Annotated in this window: 18 protein-coding genes; 9 read left to right on the top strand and 9 right to left on the bottom strand. The window is 72.8% G+C overall.

Translation table 11 applies throughout. The features are described from left to right. Nucleotides 1-31 precede the first annotated feature (31 nt). Complete coding sequence (locus ABD652_RS13370) at nt 32-991, bottom strand: aminodeoxychorismate lyase (RefSeq protein ID WP_344722210.1); 960 nt, start codon at nt 989-991, stop codon at nt 32-34. A gap of 121 nt (nt 992-1112) precedes the next feature. Between ABD652_RS13370 and cls the strand changes: the two genes are divergently transcribed. Both cls and ABD652_RS13360 read left to right on the top strand, forming a co-directional pair. Further along, complete coding sequence (cls, locus tag ABD652_RS13365) at nt 1113-2606, top strand: cardiolipin synthase (protein WP_344722208.1); 1494 nt, start codon at nt 1113-1115, stop codon at nt 2604-2606. 152 nt (nt 2607-2758) lie between these two features. Continuing rightward, a complete protein-coding gene (locus ABD652_RS13360; RefSeq protein WP_344722206.1) occupies nt 2759-3640 on the top strand; it encodes a hypothetical protein in 882 nt (293 codons plus the stop codon). Nucleotides 3641-3650: 10 nt separating this feature from the next. On the opposite strand, the gene ABD652_RS13355 is transcribed toward ABD652_RS13360, so the two are convergent. After that, complete coding sequence (locus tag ABD652_RS13355) at nt 3651-5354, bottom strand: anthranilate synthase component I family protein (RefSeq protein WP_344722204.1); 1704 nt, start codon at nt 5352-5354, stop codon at nt 3651-3653. Nucleotides 5355-5376: 22 nt separating this feature from the next. After that, on the bottom strand, nt 5377-5640 hold the full coding sequence (locus tag ABD652_RS13350; RefSeq protein ID WP_344722202.1) for a hypothetical protein: 264 nt from the start codon (nt 5638-5640) through the stop codon (nt 5377-5379). An 85-nt stretch (nt 5641-5725) separates the two neighbouring features. Here ABD652_RS13350 and ABD652_RS13345 point away from each other — a divergent pair, with 85 nt between their 5' ends. Further along, nucleotides 5726-6397: a TetR/AcrR family transcriptional regulator gene (locus ABD652_RS13345; RefSeq protein ID WP_344722200.1), complete on the top strand. Its 672-nt coding sequence runs from the start codon at nt 5726-5728 to the stop codon at nt 6395-6397. Between the two features lie 198 nt (nt 6398-6595). Then, nucleotides 6596-9301 (top strand): MMPL family transporter, encoded by a 2706-nt coding sequence (locus tag ABD652_RS13340; RefSeq protein ID WP_344722198.1) that lies wholly within the window; start codon nt 6596-6598, stop codon nt 9299-9301. Between the two features lie 79 nt (nt 9302-9380). Here the strand turns inward: ABD652_RS13340 and ABD652_RS13335 are convergent, their stop codons facing one another. Next, a complete protein-coding gene (locus ABD652_RS13335; RefSeq protein ID WP_153144384.1) occupies nt 9381-10211 on the bottom strand; it encodes an HAD-IIA family hydrolase in 831 nt (276 codons plus the stop codon). Between the two features lie 265 nt (nt 10212-10476). Here ABD652_RS13335 and ABD652_RS13330 point away from each other — a divergent pair, with 265 nt between their 5' ends. The 3 genes from ABD652_RS13330 to ABD652_RS13320 are packed head-to-tail and all read left to right on the top strand — an operon-like array spanning nt 10477 to nt 12600. After that, nucleotides 10477-10848, top strand: coding sequence for a GntR family transcriptional regulator (locus ABD652_RS13330; protein ID WP_344722193.1), 372 nt, complete (start codon nt 10477-10479; stop codon nt 10846-10848). A gap of 55 nt (nt 10849-10903) precedes the next feature. Continuing rightward, nucleotides 10904-11830: an ATP-binding cassette domain-containing protein gene (locus tag ABD652_RS13325; RefSeq protein ID WP_344722191.1), complete on the top strand. Its 927-nt coding sequence runs from the start codon at nt 10904-10906 to the stop codon at nt 11828-11830. After that, complete coding sequence (locus ABD652_RS13320; protein ID WP_344722190.1) at nt 11830-12600, top strand: hypothetical protein; 771 nt, start codon at nt 11830-11832, stop codon at nt 12598-12600. Before ABD652_RS13325 ends, ABD652_RS13320 begins: the two co-directional genes overlap by 1 nt. A gap of 113 nt (nt 12601-12713) precedes the next feature. Here ABD652_RS13320 and ABD652_RS13315 read toward each other — a convergent pair whose 3' ends face one another. Then, nucleotides 12714-13280, bottom strand: a complete 567-nt coding sequence (locus ABD652_RS13315) for a TetR/AcrR family transcriptional regulator (protein ID WP_344722189.1) — start codon at nt 13278-13280, stop codon at nt 12714-12716. A gap of 216 nt (nt 13281-13496) precedes the next feature. Between ABD652_RS13315 and ABD652_RS13310 the strand changes: the two genes are divergently transcribed. Continuing rightward, the gene (locus ABD652_RS13310; protein WP_344722187.1) at nt 13497-14828 is read left to right on the top strand and encodes an MFS transporter; all 1332 of its coding nucleotides are present in this window, start codon (nt 13497-13499) and stop codon (nt 14826-14828) included. A 310-nt stretch (nt 14829-15138) separates the two neighbouring features. Here the strand turns inward: ABD652_RS13310 and ABD652_RS13305 are convergent, their stop codons facing one another. The 4 genes from ABD652_RS13305 to ABD652_RS13290 all read right to left on the bottom strand — a co-directional run bounded on the left by ABD652_RS13305 (nt 15139) and on the right by ABD652_RS13290 (nt 17800). Next, nucleotides 15139-15516: a non-heme iron oxygenase ferredoxin subunit gene (locus ABD652_RS13305; RefSeq protein ID WP_344722185.1), complete on the bottom strand. Its 378-nt coding sequence runs from the start codon at nt 15514-15516 to the stop codon at nt 15139-15141. Between the two features lie 80 nt (nt 15517-15596). Continuing rightward, nucleotides 15597-15977, bottom strand: a complete 381-nt coding sequence (locus ABD652_RS13300; protein WP_344722183.1) for an RNA-binding S4 domain-containing protein — start codon at nt 15975-15977, stop codon at nt 15597-15599. Nucleotides 15978-16026: 49 nt separating this feature from the next. Then, complete coding sequence (locus tag ABD652_RS13295; RefSeq protein WP_344722181.1) at nt 16027-16659, bottom strand: class I SAM-dependent DNA methyltransferase; 633 nt, start codon at nt 16657-16659, stop codon at nt 16027-16029. Between the two features lie 451 nt (nt 16660-17110). Continuing rightward, the gene (locus ABD652_RS13290; protein WP_344722179.1) at nt 17111-17800 is read right to left on the bottom strand and encodes a hypothetical protein; all 690 of its coding nucleotides are present in this window, start codon (nt 17798-17800) and stop codon (nt 17111-17113) included. 659 nt (nt 17801-18459) lie between these two features. On the opposite strand from ABD652_RS13290, the gene ABD652_RS13285 reads away from it, so the two are divergent. Beyond that, nucleotides 18460-19469, top strand: a 1010-nt coding sequence (locus ABD652_RS13285) for a peptidoglycan DD-metalloendopeptidase family protein (RefSeq protein WP_344722177.1), incomplete at its 3' end; no start/stop codon positions are given.

The raw sequence follows: 19469 nt of genomic DNA, 5'->3' as shown, positions 1-19469 counted from the left end.
GAGGTGGTCGTGCAGGGGGCGTGGGGCCGGGTCAGTCGTCCAGCGGGCGGCCCACCGGCAGATCCTCGGCCAGCAGGGCGGTCAGCTCGGCGGTGAGATCGTGGTCGACGGGCATCTCGACGTCGTCGATCCGCGAGACCGGCGAGACCAGCCGCACCGAGGACGCCAGGAAGACGTGGTCGGCGGCGTGCAGCTCCTCCGGGGTCAGCGGGCCGTAGCCCAGCTCCCACCCGGCGCGCTCGGCGGCGGCGAAGATCGCCCCCTGCGTGGTGCCGGGCAGGATGCCGGACTCCCGCTCCGGGGTGGACAGCCGCGGCGGCGAGCCCTCGGCCCCGCGGTGCACCAGCAGCACCGTCGACGTCGGGCCCTCGAGCACCTGTCCGTCGCTGGTGCGGAAGATGACGTCGTCGAAGCCGTGCTGCTTCGCGTGGCGCAGTGCGGCCATGTTGACCGCGTAGCTCAGCGTCTTCGCGCCCAGCAGCAGCCACGGGGCGCGCTCGGCGGCGGTGGAGTCATGGCCGCGGTCGAGCAGGGTGACGGCGATCGGCTCGCCGCGGGAGGCCAGCAGCGCCTCCGGGGCGGGAGTGAGAAGCACCCAGGCGGTGCCGGCGAAGGCCGGGTCGTCGGCGGCCGGCTCGCCCTCGACGCCGCGGGTGACCACGAGCTTGATGGTCAGATGCTCCGGCAGCGTGCCGCGGGTGCTGAACTCCTCGATGCCCAGGTCGACGGCGGCCCGCCAGGACTCCGCCGGCGGCAGCGGCAGCTCGCAGATCCCGGCCGAGCGCGCCAGGCGGCGCAGGTGGGCGTCCAGCTTCCGGATCTCGCCGCCGAAGCAGTACATCGTCTCGAAGATGCCGTCGCCGCGGATCGCGCCGAGGTCGGTCACCCGCAGCTGGGGCTGGTGCGGGTCGAAGATCATCCCGTGGGGGTGCTCGGCATCGATGCGCACGCCGACGGCCGCGACGGAGTCCTCCTGAAAATGCTCAGCCATGCCGGCCAGCATAGGCCCTGCATCCGGCTCGCGGGCACCCGCACCGCCCGGTCAGCGGCGTCAGGGCCGTAGAATGGCGGATCAGCGTCGGACGGCCGACCGGAGGGGGTGAGCAGACACTGTGCTGTGGCCGCTGAGCGTGCTGGGCCTGGAGGGCCTCGCCGACTGGATCTTCGCGATGCTCGTGGTCCTCGAGATCGTGGTGCGCCTGGCGGTGCTGGGCATCGTGCCCGGCGACCGGCGCCCCAACACGGCCATGGCCTGGCTGCTGGCCATCTTCTTCATCCCGGTGGTCGCCCTGCCGCTGTTCCTGCTGATCGGCCGCAACAAGCTCTCCGCGAAGCGCCAGGAGCGCCAGGCCTGGATCAACCGGGAGCTGCTGGAGATCACCAGCCATATGGACCTCTCCGACCAGCTGCGCGCCGACGACGCGCAGCTCGGCGCCACCGCCGCGCTGAACCGCAATCTCGGAGCCTTCCCGCTGCAGGAGGGCAACCGGATCAGGCTGCTGCCCGACTACCGCGAGTCCTTCGAATGGATGGTCGCCAGCATCGACGCCGCCGAGGACTATGTCCATGTGCTCTTCTACATCGTCGGCGACGACGAGGAGTACGCCGGCCCGGTGCTCGACGCGATGGAGCGCGCCGCCGAGCGCGGCGTCGCCGTGCGGCTGCTCTACGACCACCTGGGCACCATGCGCGTCCACGGCTATCGGCGGCTGGTCCGCCGGCTCAGGAGGTCGCAGATCCAGTGGCATCGCGTGCTGCCGGTGCGGCCGATCCAGGGCCGGTTCTCCCGGATCGACCTGCGCAACCACCGCAAGATCGTCGTCGTCGACGGCAAGACGGCGCTGACCGGCTCGGCGAACCTCATCGAGCCGCACTACCAGCGCACCTCGGCCGCGCGCACGGGCCGCCGCTGGGTGGAGATGACCGCCGTGCTCACCGGTCCGGCGGTCACCGGGCTGGACATCGTCTTCGCCTCCGACTGGTACGCCGAGACCGGCGAGAGCCTCGGCGACATGCTGCGCGTCGACGTCGCGGCCGACGAGCGGGCCTCGGGCGGCTCGCTGGTGCAGGTCGTCCCCTCCGGCCCCGGTTTCCCGGACGAGAACAACCTGCGGCTGTTCAACGACCTCATCTACCAGGCCACCGAGCGGGTGATCATCTGCACCCCCTATCTGGTGCCCGACGACTCGCTGCTCTATGCGATCACCAACGCCGCCCACCGCGAGGTGGACGTGACGCTGATGGTCTCGCGGAAGGCCGACCAGTTCATGGTCCAGCACGCCCAGCAGTCCTACTACCAGCAGCTGCTCGAGGCCGGAGTGCGCATCCACCGCTACCCGGATCCGGACGTGCTCCACTCGAAGTTCATGATCATCGACGACGACGTCGCCGTCATGGGGTCGTCGAACATGGACATGCGGTCGTTCTCGCTGAACCTCGAGGTCACGCTGATGATCGTCGATCCGGAGAAGGTCCGCGAGCTGGAGACGGTCTTCGCCCGGTACCGCTCGGTCTCCTCGCTGCTGACGCTGCACGACTGGACGCACCGCCCCTGGCACGTGCGCTACCTGGACAACGTCTTCCGGCTGACCTCCGCCCTGCAGTGAGCCCTGCCTCCGCCCCGGCGCAGCCCTGGCGCAGCCCGCCGGCCTGCGACGATGGGCTAAGCTGGACGGGTTCGCCGTCGCGCCGCACCGGGCGCCCCGCCGGCCGACATCACTGCACCGCATCACCGCACTGCATCCCACCCGGAGAGACGATGAGCACAGACCCGCGCCCGGGGGGCGACTCTGCCCCGTCGCGGCGGCGGCTGGTGCGCGCGGCCGCGCTGACCTCGGCCCTCGCGCTCTCCTCCTGCTCCGCCGTCGGCGGGGACGACTCCAGCACCGACTCTCGCGATCCGTACGCCGCAGTGGCGACCGATGCCTCGGGCGGGGCCGCGCACGACGCGGCCGCCTCCGGCGGCGAGAAGGCCGCCGCGGTGCGGCTGGACCGGGAGGAGATGCAGGAGGTGCTCCTCGGGGAGGGGGAATACCCCTTCACCGCCGACGAGGTCGTCCGGCGGACCGGCCTCGAGTACTTCGAGGAGAACATCGGCATCACCGGAACGGCCTATCGCCGCAGCTTCGGCGAGGACGAGGCCTGCGCCCGGCAGATGGACACGGTCAACGAGCGCCTGGTCGGGGAGGCGCCGGTCGACGGCGTCTACCGTGAGGCCACGGTGACCGACGACGCCGGCGAGCACACCGTCCACGTCTGGATGCTCGCCTACGACCGTCCCGTCTCGCGGGGCGAGGTCTGGGACGAGGTCCTGGCCGCCTGCGACGGGACCTCGCTGGAGAGCCGCCACGACGGCGTCAGCTTCAGCGCGCTCGCCGAAGGGCCGTTCCGCGGCCTGTCGATGTCCATCGACGACCGCGGCCGCGCCCTCCAGGACCCGGAGCAGGGGGCCGACGGCGAGTCCCCGGCCGCGTCGACGGGCGGGACCGTCTCCTCCCGGGTGGACGGCTTCTCCGTCACCGCGGACCTCGGCCATCACGTGCTGAGCATCTCCGGCGTGGGGCTGAGCCGCGAATCCTTCGACCAGGCGCTGGAGGTCCAGCGGGCGGCCCTGGAGGAGCACCCGGGGCTGCTCGGCTGAGCGGCTCCGGTCACCCGGGGAAGTCCACCCCCAGCGTGCCGAGCACGCCGGCGGCCTTGGCGACGATCTCCTCCCATTCCGCGGCGGGATCCGAGTCGGCGACGATCGCCCCGCCGAGGCCCAGATGCATCCGTGCCGTTCCCGGCGCGTGGTCGTGCTCGGCTCCGGGGGTCGGGGGCGTGCGGGTCGCGTCCTCGGCGTCGTCGTCGTGCTCCAGCACCAGCGTGCGGATCAGCACGGAGAGGTCGGCGGCGCCGGTGGTGCTGAAATACCCCGCCACCCCGGCGTAGGGGCCGCGTCGGCCGGTCTCCAGCCGCTCGAGGATCTCCAGCGTGGAGAGCTTCGGCGCCCCGGTCATCGAGCCGGGAGGGAAGGTGGCGGCGACGACGTCGGCATGGGCGACGCCCGCGGCCGCGCGGGCGCTGACCGTCGAGACCATCTGATGCACGGTCGGGTAGCTCTCGATCGCGCAGAGCCGCTCGGTGCGCAGCGTGCCCGGCTCGGCGTGGATCGACAGGTCGTTGCGCGCCAGATCGGTGATCATCACGTTCTCCGCGCGGTCCTTCGGGTGGGCGGCCAGCTCCTCTGCCAGCGCGGCGTCTTCGGCGGCGTCGACGCCGCGCGGCCGCGTGCCCTTGATCGGTTCGGTGCGCGCCGTGCCGCCGGAGGAGAGGCTCAGGAAGCGTTCCGGCGAGGTGGAGAGCAGGTCCACTGCGCGGTCGGAGCCGGGGAAGCGCAGCAGCTGGGTGAACGGCGCCCGGTTGGCCGCGCGCAGCCGGCGATACAGGCCCAGCACGTCCAGAGGCCCGTCGGCGCCGGCGGTCAGGCGGCCGGTCACCGCCGTGGTCAGGCAGACCTCGTAGGTGGTGCCCTCGCGGATCTCGGCCAGCGCCGCGTCGATCGCGGCCAGATGGCGGGTGCGCGCGTCGCGGACGGCGAGCTCGGCGACCGTCGGCGGCACGCCGGGCCCGTCGTCCCCTCCGAGGCTGCGTCCGGCGGGCCGTGCCGCCGCGAGGGCCTCGGCGACGGCGGCGTCGACGGCGGCCGTCCAGCCGGAGTCCTCGCCGAGGCTCTGCCGCTCCACAGTGCCGGCGGCATGGTCGACCACGACGGCGTGCGTCGCGCGGAAGAGCCGGGCGTCGTCGGTGCCCGGCCCGGGCTCGGCCGGAGACCCGGAGGCGGCGTCGGCGGAATCTGCGGCGGAGGGTGCGGCGGAGCGTCCGGCCACGGCGGGAGTCGGCCCGTGGCCGGGCCGCGGTGCGAGCTCGTGCCAGAGCTCGTGGCCCAGCCAGCCGACCCAGCCCAGGGCGAAGTCCGGCGAGCCGTCGTCGGCGCCCCCGGGGTTCCCGGCGTCCCCGGCGTCTGCGGCGTCGCCGGAGGCTGTGCGGGCGCGCGGCCAGCGACGGCGCAGCCAGGCGAAGAAGCCCTCCTCGGTGCGGTGCTCGCCGTCGGGCGCGGTCTCGACGGTCACGCCGTCGCGGTGGCGCACGTCGACGGCGTGCGGGCCGCGGGACAGCGCGATGATGCTGCGCCGGCTGCGCGGTCCGGCCCCGGAGGTCGCGTGGTCGCTGCTGTCCAGCAGCGCCGCCGGCGTCGCTTCCTCCTCCGCCGGGCGGAGCCGGGCGAAGAGCGCCACGGCGAGGTCCTCGGGCAGTCCGTCGGCCCCGAGGTCGGCGACGGCGACGGGCGCGCGGACGACCGGCGGCTCACCCATCGGCGGCTCACCCATCGGCGGCTCACCCATCGGTGGCTCGCCCCTCGCCGAGCAGCCGGCGCCGGCGGATCAGGTGGCGCACGCCGTCGGCGGTGATCGCCGCGCCGATGAGGATCTGGACGATGGAGATCCACAACGACCAGCCCTCCGGATCGATCAGCAGGACGCCGGTCAGGGCGATGCAGAGGCCGGCGACGACAGTGCCCCAGGAGGCGCGGCGCGGCTGGACCACGACGTCGTGGGCGGATCCCTCGTCGGAGGCTCGAGGATCTCGAGGATGCGGCATGGATCCAGTCTAGGGCGCAGTCGCCGGCGGACGCCGGGCGGGGCTTGCCCGTGGCGGCTCTCCCCGCGGCGGTACGATGGCCGGCGTGACCGACCACAGCATCGAGACTCGAGACCCGGACCCGGCCGCGTGCGCCGGCTCCTCCGCCCCCGACGCCGTGGACGCGGAGCAGGCTCCACGCCGCGGTCGTCCGCGCAGCGTCGCCTCGCATCAGGCGGTGCTCACCACTGTCGCCCGGCTGCTCGACGTCGAGCAGGTCGGCTACGACTCGCTGACCATCGAGCGGATCGCCGCCGAGGCCGGCGTGGGCAAGCAGACCATCTACCGCTGGTGGTCGAGCAAGGCCGCCGTCGTGCTGGAGGCCCTGCTGGCCGGGCATATGCGCATGGAGTTCGCCCCGCTGCCGGACACCGGGGACCTCCGCACGGACCTGCACCAGTGGATGGACGACACGCTGGAGCTTGTCTTCACCGAGGAGGCCGTCGGGATGGCGCGCAGCATCATGCAGGCGCTGGTCACTCCGGGCGCGGCCGACGAGGAGCTGCTGGCCACCACGCGGTTCTGGGAGGACACCCCGCTGGTCGAGCGGATCGCCGCCGAGCGCGCCGCCGGACGGCTTCGGGAGGAGACGGTGCCGGAGGCGATGTCCGCGGCGCTGACCGATCCGCTGCTGCTGCGCATCGTCTCCACCGGACGCCCCGGCGACAGCTGGGCGCATTCGCTGGTCGACACGGTGCTGGACTCCATGCTGCGCTGAGCCGGGCCGGGCCGCAGGGTCGCGGGATCCCGAGGCGCGGGGCGCGGGACGGCAGGTGAGTCTCGCCGCTCCGCGGTGCGGCGGTGTGATCTCTCCGACATCGATTTCCGAGACGTGTCGGGCCGTATTAGGCTGGGTGCGGCGGTCGCTCGACCGTCCCGTTCCGTGCCTCATCCTCGTCCCCGGAGGACGCCGCCCATGGCTGCTCTGCTGCATCGACTCGGACTGCTCGCCGCCCGTCGCGCCAAGACCGTCATCGCGGCCTGGCTCGCGGTGCTGGCGCTGGCGGTCACCTCCTTCCTGGCCTTCGGCGGGCAGCTGACCGATCAGATCTCGCTGCCCGACCTGGAGACCACCCGCGTCACCGACCGGCTCGCCGACGAGCTGCCCGACGTCTCCGGCGGCTCGGCCACGGCGGTGCTGCGCACCGACGACGGCGAGGCCTTCACCGACGCGCAGCAGGACGCCGTCGCCGACCTCGCCGAGGAGGTCGAGTCCGTCGAGGCCGTGGACGGCGTCACCGATCCCTTCGCTTCCGCGCAGGACCGTCAGGAGCAGCAGGACCAGCTCTCCGACTCGCGCGCCGAGATCGAGGACTCGCGCGAGGAGATCTCCGGCGGCCGCGAGCAGATCGAGCAGGGCCGCGAGCAGCTCGACCAGGCCCAGGAGGAGCTCGACGCCGCGATCGACGGGGCGCGGCAGCAGGGCGCCTACGAGGCCATGCAGCCGCAGTTCGCCCAGCAGCAGGAGGAGCTCGACGCCCAGCGCGAGGAGCTGGACTCCCGTGCCGAGGAGCTCGACTCCGGCGCCGAGGAGCTGGCCGACGGCCAGGACGAGCTGGCGCGCGGCGAGGCCATGATGGACCTGGCCTCCGACGTGTCGATGGTCGCCGACGACGGCGACGTCGCCGTGCTGAGCATCGGCTTCACCGAGGCGATGGCCGAAGTCGGCATGGGGGACCTCTCCGACGTCTCCGACGTGCTGACCGCCGCCGAGATCGAGGGCGTCGAGGTGCTGCCCTCGGGCGACCTGGACATGGAGATGCCGGCGCTCTTCGGCCCCACGGAGGCGATCGGCCTGATGATCGCCGCCGTGGTGCTGCTGGTCATGCTGGGCACCTTCGTCGGTGCGGGGCTGCCGCTGGTCAACGCGCTGATCGGCGTGGGCATCGGCGTCGCCGGGGCGCTGTCGCTCTCCGGCTTCGTCGAGATGATGTCGGTGACCCCGATTCTGGGCCTGATGCTCGGCCTGGCGGTGGGCATCGACTATGCGCTGTTCATCCTGCACCGGCATCGCACCCAGCTGAAGGACGGCCTCGAGCTGCGCGAATCCATCGCGCTGGCCACCGGCACCGCCGGCAACGCGGTGCTCTTCGCCGGCGCGACGGTGATCATCGCGCTGCTGGCGCTGAACGTCACCGGCATCGGCTTCCTGGGCCTGATGGGCTCGATCGGCGCGGCCTGCGTGGCCGTGGCGGTGCTGATGGCGATCACCATGACTCCGGCGGTGCTCTCGCTGGTGGGCCGGCACATCCTGCGCCGCCGCGAGCGTCGCAGCATCGGCACGCGGCGTCGGACGCCGATCACCGCCGCCATGCCGACCGGCCGGGCCGCGCTGATCAGCGTCGTCGCCGTCCTCGCGCTGGCCGTCATGGCCATCCCGGTGGGCTCGATGCGTCTGGGGCTGCCCGACGCGAGCTCCGATCCGGCCGAGTCGACCTCCTACCAGGCCTACACCGCCATGGAGGAGGCCTTCGGCGAAGGGCGCAACGGCCCGCTGCTGACTGTCGCCGACCTGCCCGAGGGCCTCGACGAGGCCGGAGCGCAGGAGCAGCAGATCGCGATCGGCGAGGCGCTGCGCGCCGACGACCAGGTCGCCGCGGCGGTCCCGGCCGCCGTCGACGACGACCACGAGGTCGCCGCCTTCCAGGTGATCCCGGAGAAGGGCCCGGCCTCCGAGGAGGTCGAGCAGCTCGTCCACGACCTGCGCGACGGCGTGCTGCTGGACGGCTCGGACGTCTCCGACGTCGAGCTCTCCGTGGCGGGCATGACGGCGGCGAACATCGACATCTCCGAGGTCATCGCCGACGCCCTGCCGCTGTACCTGGGCCTGGTCGTGGGGCTGTCGCTGGTGCTGATGGTGGTCGTCTTCCGCTCGCTGCTGCTGCCGGTGCTGGCGACCCTCGGCTTCGTCGGCTCCTACGCCGCCGGGCTGGGCGGCGTCGTCGCGGTCTTCCAATGGGGCTGGATGCAGCCGGTCTTCGGCATCACCGAGCCCGGCCCCATCCTGACCTTCCTGCCCATCCTCACCGCCGGCATCCTCTTCGGCCTGGCGATGGACTATCAGCTGTTCACCGCCTCGGGGATGCGGGAGGCCTATGTCCACGGCGCCTCGCCGAAGGTGGCGGTGCGCCGCGGCCTGCACGCCGGCCGCTCCGTGGTCACCGCCGCGGCGCTGATCATGGGCTCGGTCTTCGCCGGATTCATCTTCACCGACGACCCGATGGTCAAGTCGATCGGACTCGGCCTGGCGCTGGGCGTGCTGCTCGACGCCTTCGTCGTCCGGCTGCTCCTGCTGCCGGCGCTGCTGACCCTCTGCGGCCGGGCGGCCTGGTGGCTGCCCCGCTGGCTGGACCGGCTGCTGCCCGACGTCGACGTCGAAGGGGCGGCGCTGGAGCGTCGTGCGCTCGACGCCGACGACGACGGCCGCTCGCCCGGATCCGGCGGGTCGGCGGGTCCCGGCGGGGCCGGCGGCTCGGGCGGATTCGGAGGCTCGGACGGCTCGGACACCGACGGCGGGCCGCAGGCTCCCGGCGCGGGTCCGGAGGCCGACGAGGAGCGGCGGGAGCCGGAGTATGCCGGGATCCCGGCGCTGACCTCCTCCGGCTCCGCGGCGCGGGACTGATCCGCCGCCGGTCGGCGCGCCGGGTCAGGCCGCCGGGCGGGTCACGAGGCCGGGCCCGGGCGGCGGGCCGGGCGGGGCCTCAGGCCGAGCCGCGCGGGTCGACGTCGTCGTCGGCGCCCAGCGGCTCGTCGAGGAGCTCGTGGACGCCGTCGATGATGCGGTTCGGGCGGAACGGGTACTCGGCGATGCTCGCCCGGTCGGAGAGGCCGCTGAGCACCAGGATGGTGTGCATGCCCGCCTCCATGCCCGCGACGATGTCGGTGTCCATGCGGTCGCCGATCATCGCCGTCTGCATCGAGTGCGCGCCCAGGTGGTTCAGCGCCGACCGGAACATCATCGGGTTCGGCTTGCCGACCACGTAGGGATCGCGGCCGGTGGCCTTGGTGATCAGCGCGGCGATCGCGCCGGTGGCCGGCAGCACGCCCTCCGGACTGGGGCCGGTGGCGTCCGGGTTGGTGAGGATGAAGCGGGCGCCGGAGTTGATCAGCCGCACCGCCTTGGTGATCGCCTCGAAGCTGTAGTTCCGCGTCTCGCCGACGACGACGAAGTCGGGGTCGGTCTCGGTCATGATGAATCCGGCCTCGTGCAGCGCCGTGGTCAGCCCGGCCTCGCCGACCACGTAGCAGCTGCCCTGGGCGTTGTGCTCATGGTCGATCTGTCCGGCGAGGAAGGTGGCCGTGGCCAGCGCGGAGGTCCAGATCCGATCCTCGGGGACGACGAGGCCGGAGTGCCGCAGGCGGGCGCTGAGGTCGCGGGCGGTGAAGATCGAATTGTTGGTCAGCACCAGGTACGGGAAGTCCTGACGGCGCCACTGCTCGAGCAGCTCGGCGGCGCCCGGCAGGGCGTCGTTCTCCCGGACGAGCACGCCGTCCATGTCGGTCAGCCAGCATTCCACAGAGTCACCGTTCATGCCGTTCATCCTACGCAGGCGCGATGACTCTGCACAGGACGCGGGTCACGTCCGCCTCGCCGTCGCGGGCCCCCGGCGTCGAGTGGCCACTCGTGACGACGTCCGAGGGTCCGAGGGCGTCCTGAATCGTTCCACTCTCGTCACGCGTGGCCACTCGATCCGCGAGCGGAGCAGCGGAGTGTTGACACCGTCGGACCTCTGTGGTTCATTAGTGGAGTAATGAACCACAGAGGTGGTGGAATCGAGCGAGCGGAGGGTCGGGTCCGTGGACGAGGGACGGGCACTCTTCGTGCAGATCGCCGAGCAGGTCGAGGCCTCGGTGCTGGACGGGACGCTGGAGGAGGGCGAGCGCGCCCCCTCGACGAACGAGCTCGCCGCCTTCCACCGGATCAACCCGGCGACGGCGGCGAAGGGCATCAACCTGCTCGTCGACCGCGGCATCCTCGTCAAGCGGCGCGGGATGGGCATGTTCGTCGCCGACGGCGCCCGCGAGGTGCTCCGCGCCGAGCGGCGCCGGCAGTTCGCCGACCATCACATCGAGCCGATGCTCGCCGAGGCGGGAGTCCTCGGCCTCGACGTCGAGACCGTCGTCGAGCTGATCCGGGCGCGCGGAGTGCCCGGCCGGGGAGTCGGCTGACCGGCAGGGACAGTCACGACGCCGGGACGCGGCGTCGCACAGGAGGGGAGGGGAGATGAACGCCGTCATCGAGGTCGACGGGGTCACTCGTCGATACCGCAGCACCACGGCGCTGGACGCCGTCTCGGTGCGCTTCGAGAAGGACGTCATCCACGGTCTGCTCGGCCGCAACGGGGCCGGCAAGACCACGCTGATGTCGATGATCACCGCCCAGGAGTGGCCGAGCTCCGGGGACGTGCGAGTCTTCGGCCAGCACCCGCATGAGAACGAGCAGGTGCTGCCGCGGATCTGCTTCGTCCGCGAGGAGCAGCAGTACATCGACGACGCGCGGGCCTCGCACGCCTTCGCCGCGGCGGCGATGGCCTTCCCGCGCTGGGACCAGGAGTTCGCCGAGCAGCTCGCCGCGGACTTCAAGGTCCCGGAGAAGACCCGGATCAAGAAGATGTCGCGCGGGCAGCGCTCCGCCGTCGGGGTGATCATCGGGCTGGCCTCGCGCGCCGAGGTGACCTTCTTCGACGAGCCCTACATGGGGCTCGACGCCGTCGCCCGGCAGCTGTTCTACGACCGGCTGCTGGCCGACTATGCGGAGCATCCGCGGACCATCGTGCTCTCCTCGCATCTGATCGACGAGATCGCGCACCTGATCGAGCATGTGGTGCTCCTCGACGAGGGGCGGGTGGTGCTCGACGAGCCGGTCGAGCAGCTGCGCGACCGGGCGGTGACGCTGGTCGGCCGCGCCGACGCCGTCGGCGAGCTCACCGCGGGTCGGACGGTCCTGCAGCACGAGGCCATGGGGCGCACGGCGCGGACCACCGTCCTCGGCGGGCTCGACGACGGCGAGCGACGGCGCGCGGGCGAGCTGGACCTGGACCTGCTGCCGGTCTCGTTGCAGCAGCTGGTGGTCCACCTGACCTCGAAGACGGAGCAGCACGAGCAGCACGAGCAGCACGAGCGGCATGAGCAGCGGGAGAGGAGCGCGTGATGACTGGGGAGATGACCTCGCCGACCGCATCCGTCGAGAGGGCGGCAGAACACCGTTCCTCCTTCGCCCGGGTGCCGGCGGCCTTCCGTCTGCACCTGGTCAATCGGCAGATCCTCTGGATCCCGCTGATCGTCTTCTTCGGCGCCTGGGCGCTGTCGCTGGGCATCGGGCTCTGGGTCCAGGAGATGGAGCCGGGCGCGTTCGGCCCCGCCGATCCGGTGACCACCGGGTCGGGCCAGGCCGCGCTCTGGTGCCTGGCCTTCATGGCCGCCTACTCGGGGTCGCACACCTTTCCGTTCGCGCTGGCGCTGAGCTTCAGCCGGCGGGTCTATCTGCTCGGCACGCTGCTGGTCTTCCTGCTGATCGCCGCCTGCTACGGGCTCCTCTTCGGCGCGGCGGCCGCCGTGGAGGAGGCCACCGACGGCCTCGGGCTGCACACCTACAGCCATGCGCTGCCGTTCCTGGTCGGCGACGGCATCTGGATCGCCGGGCTCACGGCCGCGGCGGTCGCGCTGATGCTGATGCTGATCGGCTTCACGGCGACGATGCTGTACCGACGGCTCGGCGTGACGGGCTTCTGGCTCGTGCTCCTGTCGCTGACGGTGCTGACCGTCGTCGCGGTGCTGCTGACCGTCCAGGCGATCGGGTGGGACGGCTTCTGGGGCTGGTTCGGTCGACAGACCCCGCTGAGCGCGGCGGGCTGGTCCGGGCTGGTCGCCGTCGTCATGGCCGGCGTCGGCTACGGGCTCATCCGCCGCGCGACGCCGTGACGCGAGGGCCGGCCCGCCTGAGGATGACTCCGTGGCACGTGTGGGAATGAGCGCGTATTCCCACCCGTGCCACGGAGTCATCGTATGGGGGAGGGCTCATCGCCGGGGCGGGCTCACTGCAGCAGGCTGCGAGCGATCTCCCGGGCCTCGGTGATCAGCTCGCGGCCGCGCACGCCCTGGTGGGCGAAGGCTCCCTCGAGCAGCAGGAACAAGTGCCTGCCGAGCTGGTCCGGGGTCGGCTCCTCCGGGCTGTCCTCGCGCACCAGCCGGGCCAGCAGCTCCTCGATGGAGGCCTTGTGGTGCCGGATGACCGCGAAGGCGGGGTGGTCGGTCGGCAGTTCGGCGGCGGCGTTCAGGAAGGCGCAGCCGCGGGTCACGTGCAGCGCGTCCTCGGCGTAGACGTCGAAGAGCGCCAGGGCGCGCGGCGCGGCGGCGTCGTCGATCCGCTCCTGCAGCCGGGGCCACCAGGAGGAATGGCGGTGCTGCAGATAGGCCGTGACCAGCGCGTCCTTGGACGCGAAATTGTTGTACAGAGTCCGTTTGGTGACCCCGGACTCCTCGGCGATGCCGTCCACGCCCACGGCATGGATGCCGTGCTCGTAGAACAGCCGCGAGGCCGCGTCCAGGACTTGGCGGGCTCCCGGGGTGAGCTGGTCGACGTCGATCGTCTGGTCGTTCATGGATACCTTGACTTCACTGATCTGTGTACATACGCTGATCGCGGAACTTCACAGATCGGTATAGGGGGTTGTCATGTCCGTGATGCGGTCCATTCTGCACGGTCTGCGCGAGATCGGGCGCGGCGTCGACGCGGCGAGCGCGACCTGGCTGGGGATCCCGACGGCGCATCGGTCGGCCGGGAAGCCCGGGAGTCGCGGATCCCGGGCGGTGCGGCGATGAGCGGGGCGGTCGAGACGCGCGTCGTCAGCCGTGCGGCCGGCCGTGCGGCCGGCCGTGCGGTCGGGCGTGCCTCGAGGCGCGACATCCCGGCCGGACCGCTGGACGCCGCCGCCACCGCGCGGCTGGCCGGATCCGGGCTGGCGATCATCGCGGTGACCTACGGGCTGGCGCGCTTCGCCTACGGGCTCTTCGTCCCGGCCTTCCGCGCGGAGTTCGGCCTCGACGCGGCGCAGGTCGGGGCCGTCGGGTCGGCCAGCTACGCCGCCTACTGCGCGGCGATCTACCCGGCGATGATGCTCGCCCCGCGGCTCGGCGGGCGGGCGGTCGCGCTGGCGGCGGGGTGCTGCGCCACGCTGGGCCTGCTGCTGATCGGGCTGGCGCCCCACCCGGCCGTGCTCGCCGTCGGGGTGATCCTCGGCGGGCTGAGCACCGGGATGATCTCGCCGGCGATGGCCCAGGCGGTGTCCTCGCGGGTCGCGGTCTCCCGTCGCGATCGCACCCAGGTGGTGGTCAACGCCGGCACCGGGCTCGGCGTCGCGCTCTCCGGGCCGGCGGCGCTGCTCGCCCTCGACCAGTGGCGCGCGGCCTGGCTGGTCTTCGCCGTCCTCGCCGGCGCCGCCACGGTCTGGGTGGCTCGCGATGTGCCGCAGGGCAGGAGCCACGGCCGCGCTGCGGCCGCCGCCGACGTCGCCGCGCCTGCGGGTCGCCGCGGCGTCGAGCGTCTCGCGGGGTTGCTGCCGCGTCCGCTGCTGCCCGCCGGCGCGCCGCGCCTGCTGAGCACCGCCGCCGTCGTCGGAGCGACGACGGCGGCGGTCTGGGTCTTCGGCCGCGACGTGCTCACCCAGGCCGGCGGTCAGGACGAGGCGACCACCACGCTGGCCTGGAGTCTGCTGGGGCTCTGCGGGCTGCTCGGCGCCGGTGCGGAGGATCTGGCGCGGCGCGTCGGCGTCGGACGCGCCTGGACGGGCACGGCCCTGGCGCTGGGGGCCGCCACGGCGGTGCTCGGGATGCGGCCGGACTCGGCGCTGCTGGCCTGCCTCGCGACGGCGACCTTCGGCGTCGGCTATATCGCGATGAGCGGGCTGCTGCTGGTCACCGGCGCCCGGGTCTACCCCTGGCATCCCTCGGCCGGCGTCGGGCTGTCCTTCCTGACGCTGGCCGCCGGACAGACGGTCGGCGGATCCGCGCTCGGGGCGATCATCGAGGCCGCCGACGCCCGCACGGCCTTCCTCGCGGCCGCCGGCTGCGCGCTGTTCTCCGCGCTGCTGGTCCCGCGGGTGCCCGCGGCGTCGCCGGCGTCTCCGGCGTCTCCGTCTCCCGCGGTGTGACGGCGGGATGACTCGGCGGGACGGGTGGGAATGCGCGCCCATTCCCACGCTTTCCACGGAGTCATCGCCGGGAGGGTGTCGTGGCCGGGCGGCCGCCGGATCCGGGCAGAAGAGAACCCCCGGGTCGACCAGCGTGAGGGGGACGCTTCAGAACGGTCGGCCCGGGGGCTCTCGGATCACTCGCACCTTGATGAGGTGATCACTACTGTAGGCCCCGACCTTGACGGCAGGCATGACGCAACCTGGGAGTTTCCTGGGAATCATCGTCCCAGGTCAGGAAGATTTGAACAGTTTCGCTCGGACAGGTCTCTCAGCTCGTGCGAGCTTCCGGATGCGGGACTCCCGGGTACAGGACGAGCCGGCCGTCCTCGACGGTGACCAGGTGGGTCTTCACCGGAGCCAGCGCCGGCGGGGTCTCGGGCTTGCCGGTCTTCAGGCAGAACGCGGAGGCGTGCATCGGGCACTCGAGCGTGTCCTCCTCGACGAAGCCGTCGGAGAGCGAGACGGACTCGTGGCTGCACTCGTCGTCCAGTCCGAAGAATCCTCCGTCCTCGGCATGGACGACGGCGATGTCGCCGTCGTGGCCGCTGTCCTCGGCGTCGACGCGCATCACCTCGCCCTCGGGCAGCTCGTCGGCGGCGCCGATGTCGAGGCGGGGGGCGTCGTCGGGGATCTCGGGTGCAGGCATGAGGTCAGCCTTCCTGCCCTGCGCGAGGGCATCGGGGAGTGGGGAACGGGCGGGGGTGCCGGTCGCCGGGCCGGGCGGGGTCAGAGGTCGCCGCGGAGCCGGTCGAGCTGGCGCCGTTCGCGCTTGGTCGGCCGTCCGGCGCCGCGCGGGCGCACCGGCAGGCCGACGTCGCGCGGACGGATCCGTTCGGGGGAGTGGTCGCGGTAGGCGCGCTGCGCGACCGGGGCGCCCACTCGCTTGGCGTGGGTGTGGACGACCTCCAGCACGATCTCATGGCCGGGGCGGCGGACGCGCACTGTGGTGCCGGGGCTGATCTTCAGCGAGGCCTTCGCCGGGTCGCCGCCGATGGTCACATGGCCGGCGCGGCAGGCCGTCGTCGCCTCCGATCGGGTCTTGAACACCCGCACCGACCAGAGCCAGGCGTCCACGCGGACCGGCGACGTCGGGGCTGTCTCGGGCATGTCTCCAGTCTAGGCGACAGGCCCCGGGGCCTGTCCCGCGGGCGGAGGATCAGAGGCGGCGGAGCAGCCAGTAGTCGGCGCCGCCGTTCTCCAGATACGGCGCATTGATCAGCTCGCTGACGATCTCCACCAGTCCCTGCTCGGCCAGCTGGGCGACCCGCGCCGGGTAGCCGTCCTCGAGCGAATGCGTCCGACGCACGCTGACCGCGAGGTGCCCCTCGGGCTCGGTCAGGTCCAGCAGGGCGTCCAGCCCCTCGATGCCGATGTGGCCCAGCGTCAGCGTGCCCGAGCAGAGCACCAGCGGGAAGTGCGGCGAATCCTCGGCCGCGGCGTAGTCCAGCAGGTCGACGCCGCCGGCGACGGAGGCGTAGGCCCCGGTCTCCTCGGCGCGCTCGGCCATCTCCGGGGAGAGGTCGACACCGTGCAGCCGCACCTCGGGGCGCCGCTGTCCCAGCATCCGCCCGACCAGGCCGGTGCCGCAGCCGGCGTCGAGGGCGTCGAGGCCGGTCTCGGCGGGGACGGCGAGGGCGGCCAGCCCGGCGACGATCATCGGCGAGACGTACCCCTCGGACATCACGTCATGGTCATAGTCGGCGGCCCAGTCGCGGTAGTAGGCGGCGATCCGCTCGTGGTCGCCGTCGAGCCGCAGGGCGCCGTCGGCGTGGGCAGAGGAGTCGGTCATGGGGGCCTCCCGGGTCGTTCGACGGATGCTCCGGGGTGTGCTCCCGGGCGTGCGCCGACGCACGCGTCGCGTCGGTCCGCTTCGACCGTACCCGGAGCGCGGCCGGTGCGGTCAGCCTGCGTCATCTGCGGAGCCGACGTCGCGGGACGCCGACGGCGCGAGGCCCTGCGGCTCGGCGCCGGCTCGGCTGGGGAGCCGCACCCGGCGCGGCGCCCGGCACAGCACAGGCCCCGCGCCACGAGGACGGAGGGGAGCATCCTCGTGACACGGGGCCTGCCGTATCACTCGCACCTTCGAAGAGGCAGTTTCCACAGTAGGGCGGGGGACTGGACACCGAGTCCATGCGTACTGGGCATGCTCTGCGACTTTCCTGGGATCTCGCGCAGAATCCCGCGCTGGAGCCGGGGTCGGAGCCGGAGTCAGGGCTCGCCGCGTCCGTCGATCCGGATGGTCAGCTCTGCTGGTCCTGCACGACGCCCCCATCCTGCGAGGGGTGGTCGCCGTCGCAGGTCCGGTCCATCCACTCCTCCACCGGCTCGAGCTCGGTGAGGACCGCCTGCCGGTCCAGCGAGTCCGGATCCTCGCCGAGCGCCGCATCGACGGCGGCGAAGGGGTCGCGCAGCGTCGCCGGGACCATCCGGTAGGTCTGCTCGACGGCCTCGTGCGCTCCGGCCAGGTCCTCGGCGGACTGCAGGCCCCCGTCCATGTCGGCGCGCAGTCCGTCGAGCGTGGAGCCGACGGCCATGCAGGCCTCGTCCCGAGAGAGGTAGGCGCCCAGCTCCGCGGAGCGCTGCCGGCCGTCGGTGTCGAGCTCCTCGGGCGCGGGCAGCCCCGGCTCGCCGGGGTCGGCGGAGGAGCTCCCGCCGTCGTCGGCGGCGCCGGAGTCGTCCGGTCCCGGAGCGTCGGCGGAATCACCGGGGCTGGTCGAGTCGTCGCCGCCGGACGAGGATGGCGCGGCGGAGGCCGCGGACGAGGAAGCCGCGGACGAGGAGGACGAGGCCTCGGCGGAGGGCGACTCGGGCTCCTCGACGGCGCAGCCGGCGGCGGCCAGCAGCGTCGCCACCAGTGCGGCGGGGAGGACCGTCCGGCGAGCGGTCGACGACCGGCGGGGACGAGGTTCCGGGTGCTGGATGAGATGCATCGTTCTGCCCTTCTCCTGCGGTGGACTGCGGCGCGATCAGCGCGGGGCGCGGTCACGGGTCACGTTCCGGTCACGATATCGCCGGCGTGCCGAGCTGAGGTCACGACGGGCCGGAGCCTGGTGGAATAGTGGTCGACCGCAGGGGGTGGCGCGGCTCCGACGGCGGGGGTCCCGCGGTAGTGGCGTCCGGCTCGACCGCGTCACCCTCTGGTCTTCTTCCTCCCGGTCAGCGACCTGCTCCAGAGTGGGGCGTCCGGAGGCGCCGGGCCGGATGTCCGGCCTGGGACGCGGCGTCGTCGCTCGACCGCCGCGGCGGCCGAGGGTTGAACCCGAGGTCGAACGTTGCGCAGATTCTCCTTGCCGTGACCTTGTCGTGACCCGGTACAGTGAGTCACGACTCGCCGGGGTTCGGCCCTGTCTCAGGTGTTCCATCGTGCTGCAGGGACCGCCGGACGAGTCACGCAAGCCCGCGAAGCGGGGGCTCCGAGCCCGCGCCGCCACTCATCGCCGGCCGCCTCCCGCGGCGGCCGCCGGGGCTCCCATCCCCGGCGACGACCAGCACTGGTCGCGACGAGGTCCGGCGGAGCCGGTCGTCCGGAGACCGCAGCTTCAAGGGGACGGGGACGCGCGCCGCGCGTACGTCTAGTGAGGAATCTGCTGTGCCGAATAAGCTCTCGACGGCCATCGTCGGCTCTCTCGCCGTCGGCCTGACCATGCCGCTGAACACTGTGGCGGCGCAGGCGATCCCTGCCGCGCCGTCGACGCCCTCCACCGGAGACGGGTCCCAGCGCTCCGCCGGCGACACCGCCACGGCGGCCCCGGGCGTCCTCGACGGCGTCGCCCTGCGCACCAGCCGCGAGGCCGGACAGTTCCACCGTCCGCTCGACGCCGGCTCCTACCGCTACACCTCCGAGTACGGAGCGCGCTGCATCCCGGTGCAGGGCGGCTCCACGTACCACCACGGCCAGGACATGGGCGCCGAGGAGGGCAGCCAGATCCGCGCCGTCGCCGACGGCACCGTCGTCCGGGCCTCCAGCGGGACCCGCTACACCTCCGGCTATGTGGTGCTGCGCCACCAGGTCGACGGCGAGACGGTGCACAGCGCCTACTACCACATGTGGGACGCCACGACGCACGTCCAGGTCGGCCAGCAGGTCAGCGGCGGCCAGACCGTCGGGCTGGTCGGCAACTCCGGCCCGTCGACCGCGCCGCACCTGCACGTCGAGATCTGGGAGGGCGATTGGCTGACCGGCGAGTCGCAGGACCCGACCCAGTGGCTGGCCCAGCGGGGCGTGAGCCTCAAGGGCGACGCCGGGCAGGTCCAGAACATCTCCACCCCCGGCTCCTGCGGGTACTTCACCGCCCAGGACACCCCGCTGCGCTCCGGAGCGAGCAGCACGGCGCCGGTGATCGATCAGCTCTCCGCCGGCACGGAGATGACCTCGGTGCCCGGCGACATGGTCAACGGCATGGTCCGGGTGACCGTGGACGGGCAGAGCGGCTGGGTCCGTCACCCGCACGTCACTCCGTCGCGTCCGGCCGGCACCGACTCCTCCGAATCGGCGGCCGCGAGCCCGGGCGACGGATCAGCCTCGGGACACCATCTCGGCCAGTACCTGCCGGGAACCCGCGGGCTGGTGGAGGAGCTGGCCTCGCTGCTGGGGCAGTC

It is taken from the genome of Nesterenkonia halobia, from assembly GCF_039536005.1.
Lineage (GTDB): Bacteria > Actinomycetota > Actinomycetes > Actinomycetales > Micrococcaceae > Nesterenkonia > Nesterenkonia halobia.
Note: the sequence above shows the minus strand (reverse complement) of the source record. Positions and strands in the feature narration are given on the sequence as shown.

Bases quoted from the DNA above. Each gene is read 5' to 3' on its own strand.
- ABD652_RS13370 (WP_344722210.1), bottom strand. From the start codon at position 991: ATGGCTGAGCATTTTCAGGAGGACTCCGTCGCGGCCGTCGGCGTGCGC.
- ABD652_RS13360 (WP_344722206.1), top strand. From the start codon at position 2,759: ATGAGCACAGACCCGCGCCCGGGGGGCGACTCTGCCCCGTCGCGGCGG.
- ABD652_RS13355 (WP_344722204.1), bottom strand. From the start codon at position 5,354: ATGGGTGAGCCGCCGGTCGTCCGCGCGCCCGTCGCCGTCGCCGACCTC.
- ABD652_RS13350 (WP_344722202.1), bottom strand. From the start codon at position 5,640: ATGCCGCATCCTCGAGATCCTCGAGCCTCCGACGAGGGATCCGCCCAC.
- ABD652_RS13340 (WP_344722198.1), top strand. From the start codon at position 6,596: ATGGCTGCTCTGCTGCATCGACTCGGACTGCTCGCCGCCCGTCGCGCC.
- ABD652_RS13335 (WP_153144384.1), bottom strand. From the start codon at position 10,211: ATGAACGGTGACTCTGTGGAATGCTGGCTGACCGACATGGACGGCGTG.
- ABD652_RS13325 (WP_344722191.1), top strand. From the start codon at position 10,904: ATGAACGCCGTCATCGAGGTCGACGGGGTCACTCGTCGATACCGCAGC.
- ABD652_RS13320 (WP_344722190.1), top strand. From the start codon at position 11,830: ATGACTGGGGAGATGACCTCGCCGACCGCATCCGTCGAGAGGGCGGCA.
- ABD652_RS13315 (WP_344722189.1), bottom strand. From the start codon at position 13,280: ATGAACGACCAGACGATCGACGTCGACCAGCTCACCCCGGGAGCCCGC.
- ABD652_RS13310 (WP_344722187.1), top strand. From the start codon at position 13,497: ATGAGCGGGGCGGTCGAGACGCGCGTCGTCAGCCGTGCGGCCGGCCGT.
- ABD652_RS13305 (WP_344722185.1), bottom strand. From the start codon at position 15,516: ATGCCTGCACCCGAGATCCCCGACGACGCCCCCCGCCTCGACATCGGC.
- ABD652_RS13300 (WP_344722183.1), bottom strand. From the start codon at position 15,977: ATGCCCGAGACAGCCCCGACGTCGCCGGTCCGCGTGGACGCCTGGCTC.
- ABD652_RS13295 (WP_344722181.1), bottom strand. From the start codon at position 16,659: ATGACCGACTCCTCTGCCCACGCCGACGGCGCCCTGCGGCTCGACGGC.
- ABD652_RS13290 (WP_344722179.1), bottom strand. From the start codon at position 17,800: ATGCATCTCATCCAGCACCCGGAACCTCGTCCCCGCCGGTCGTCGACC.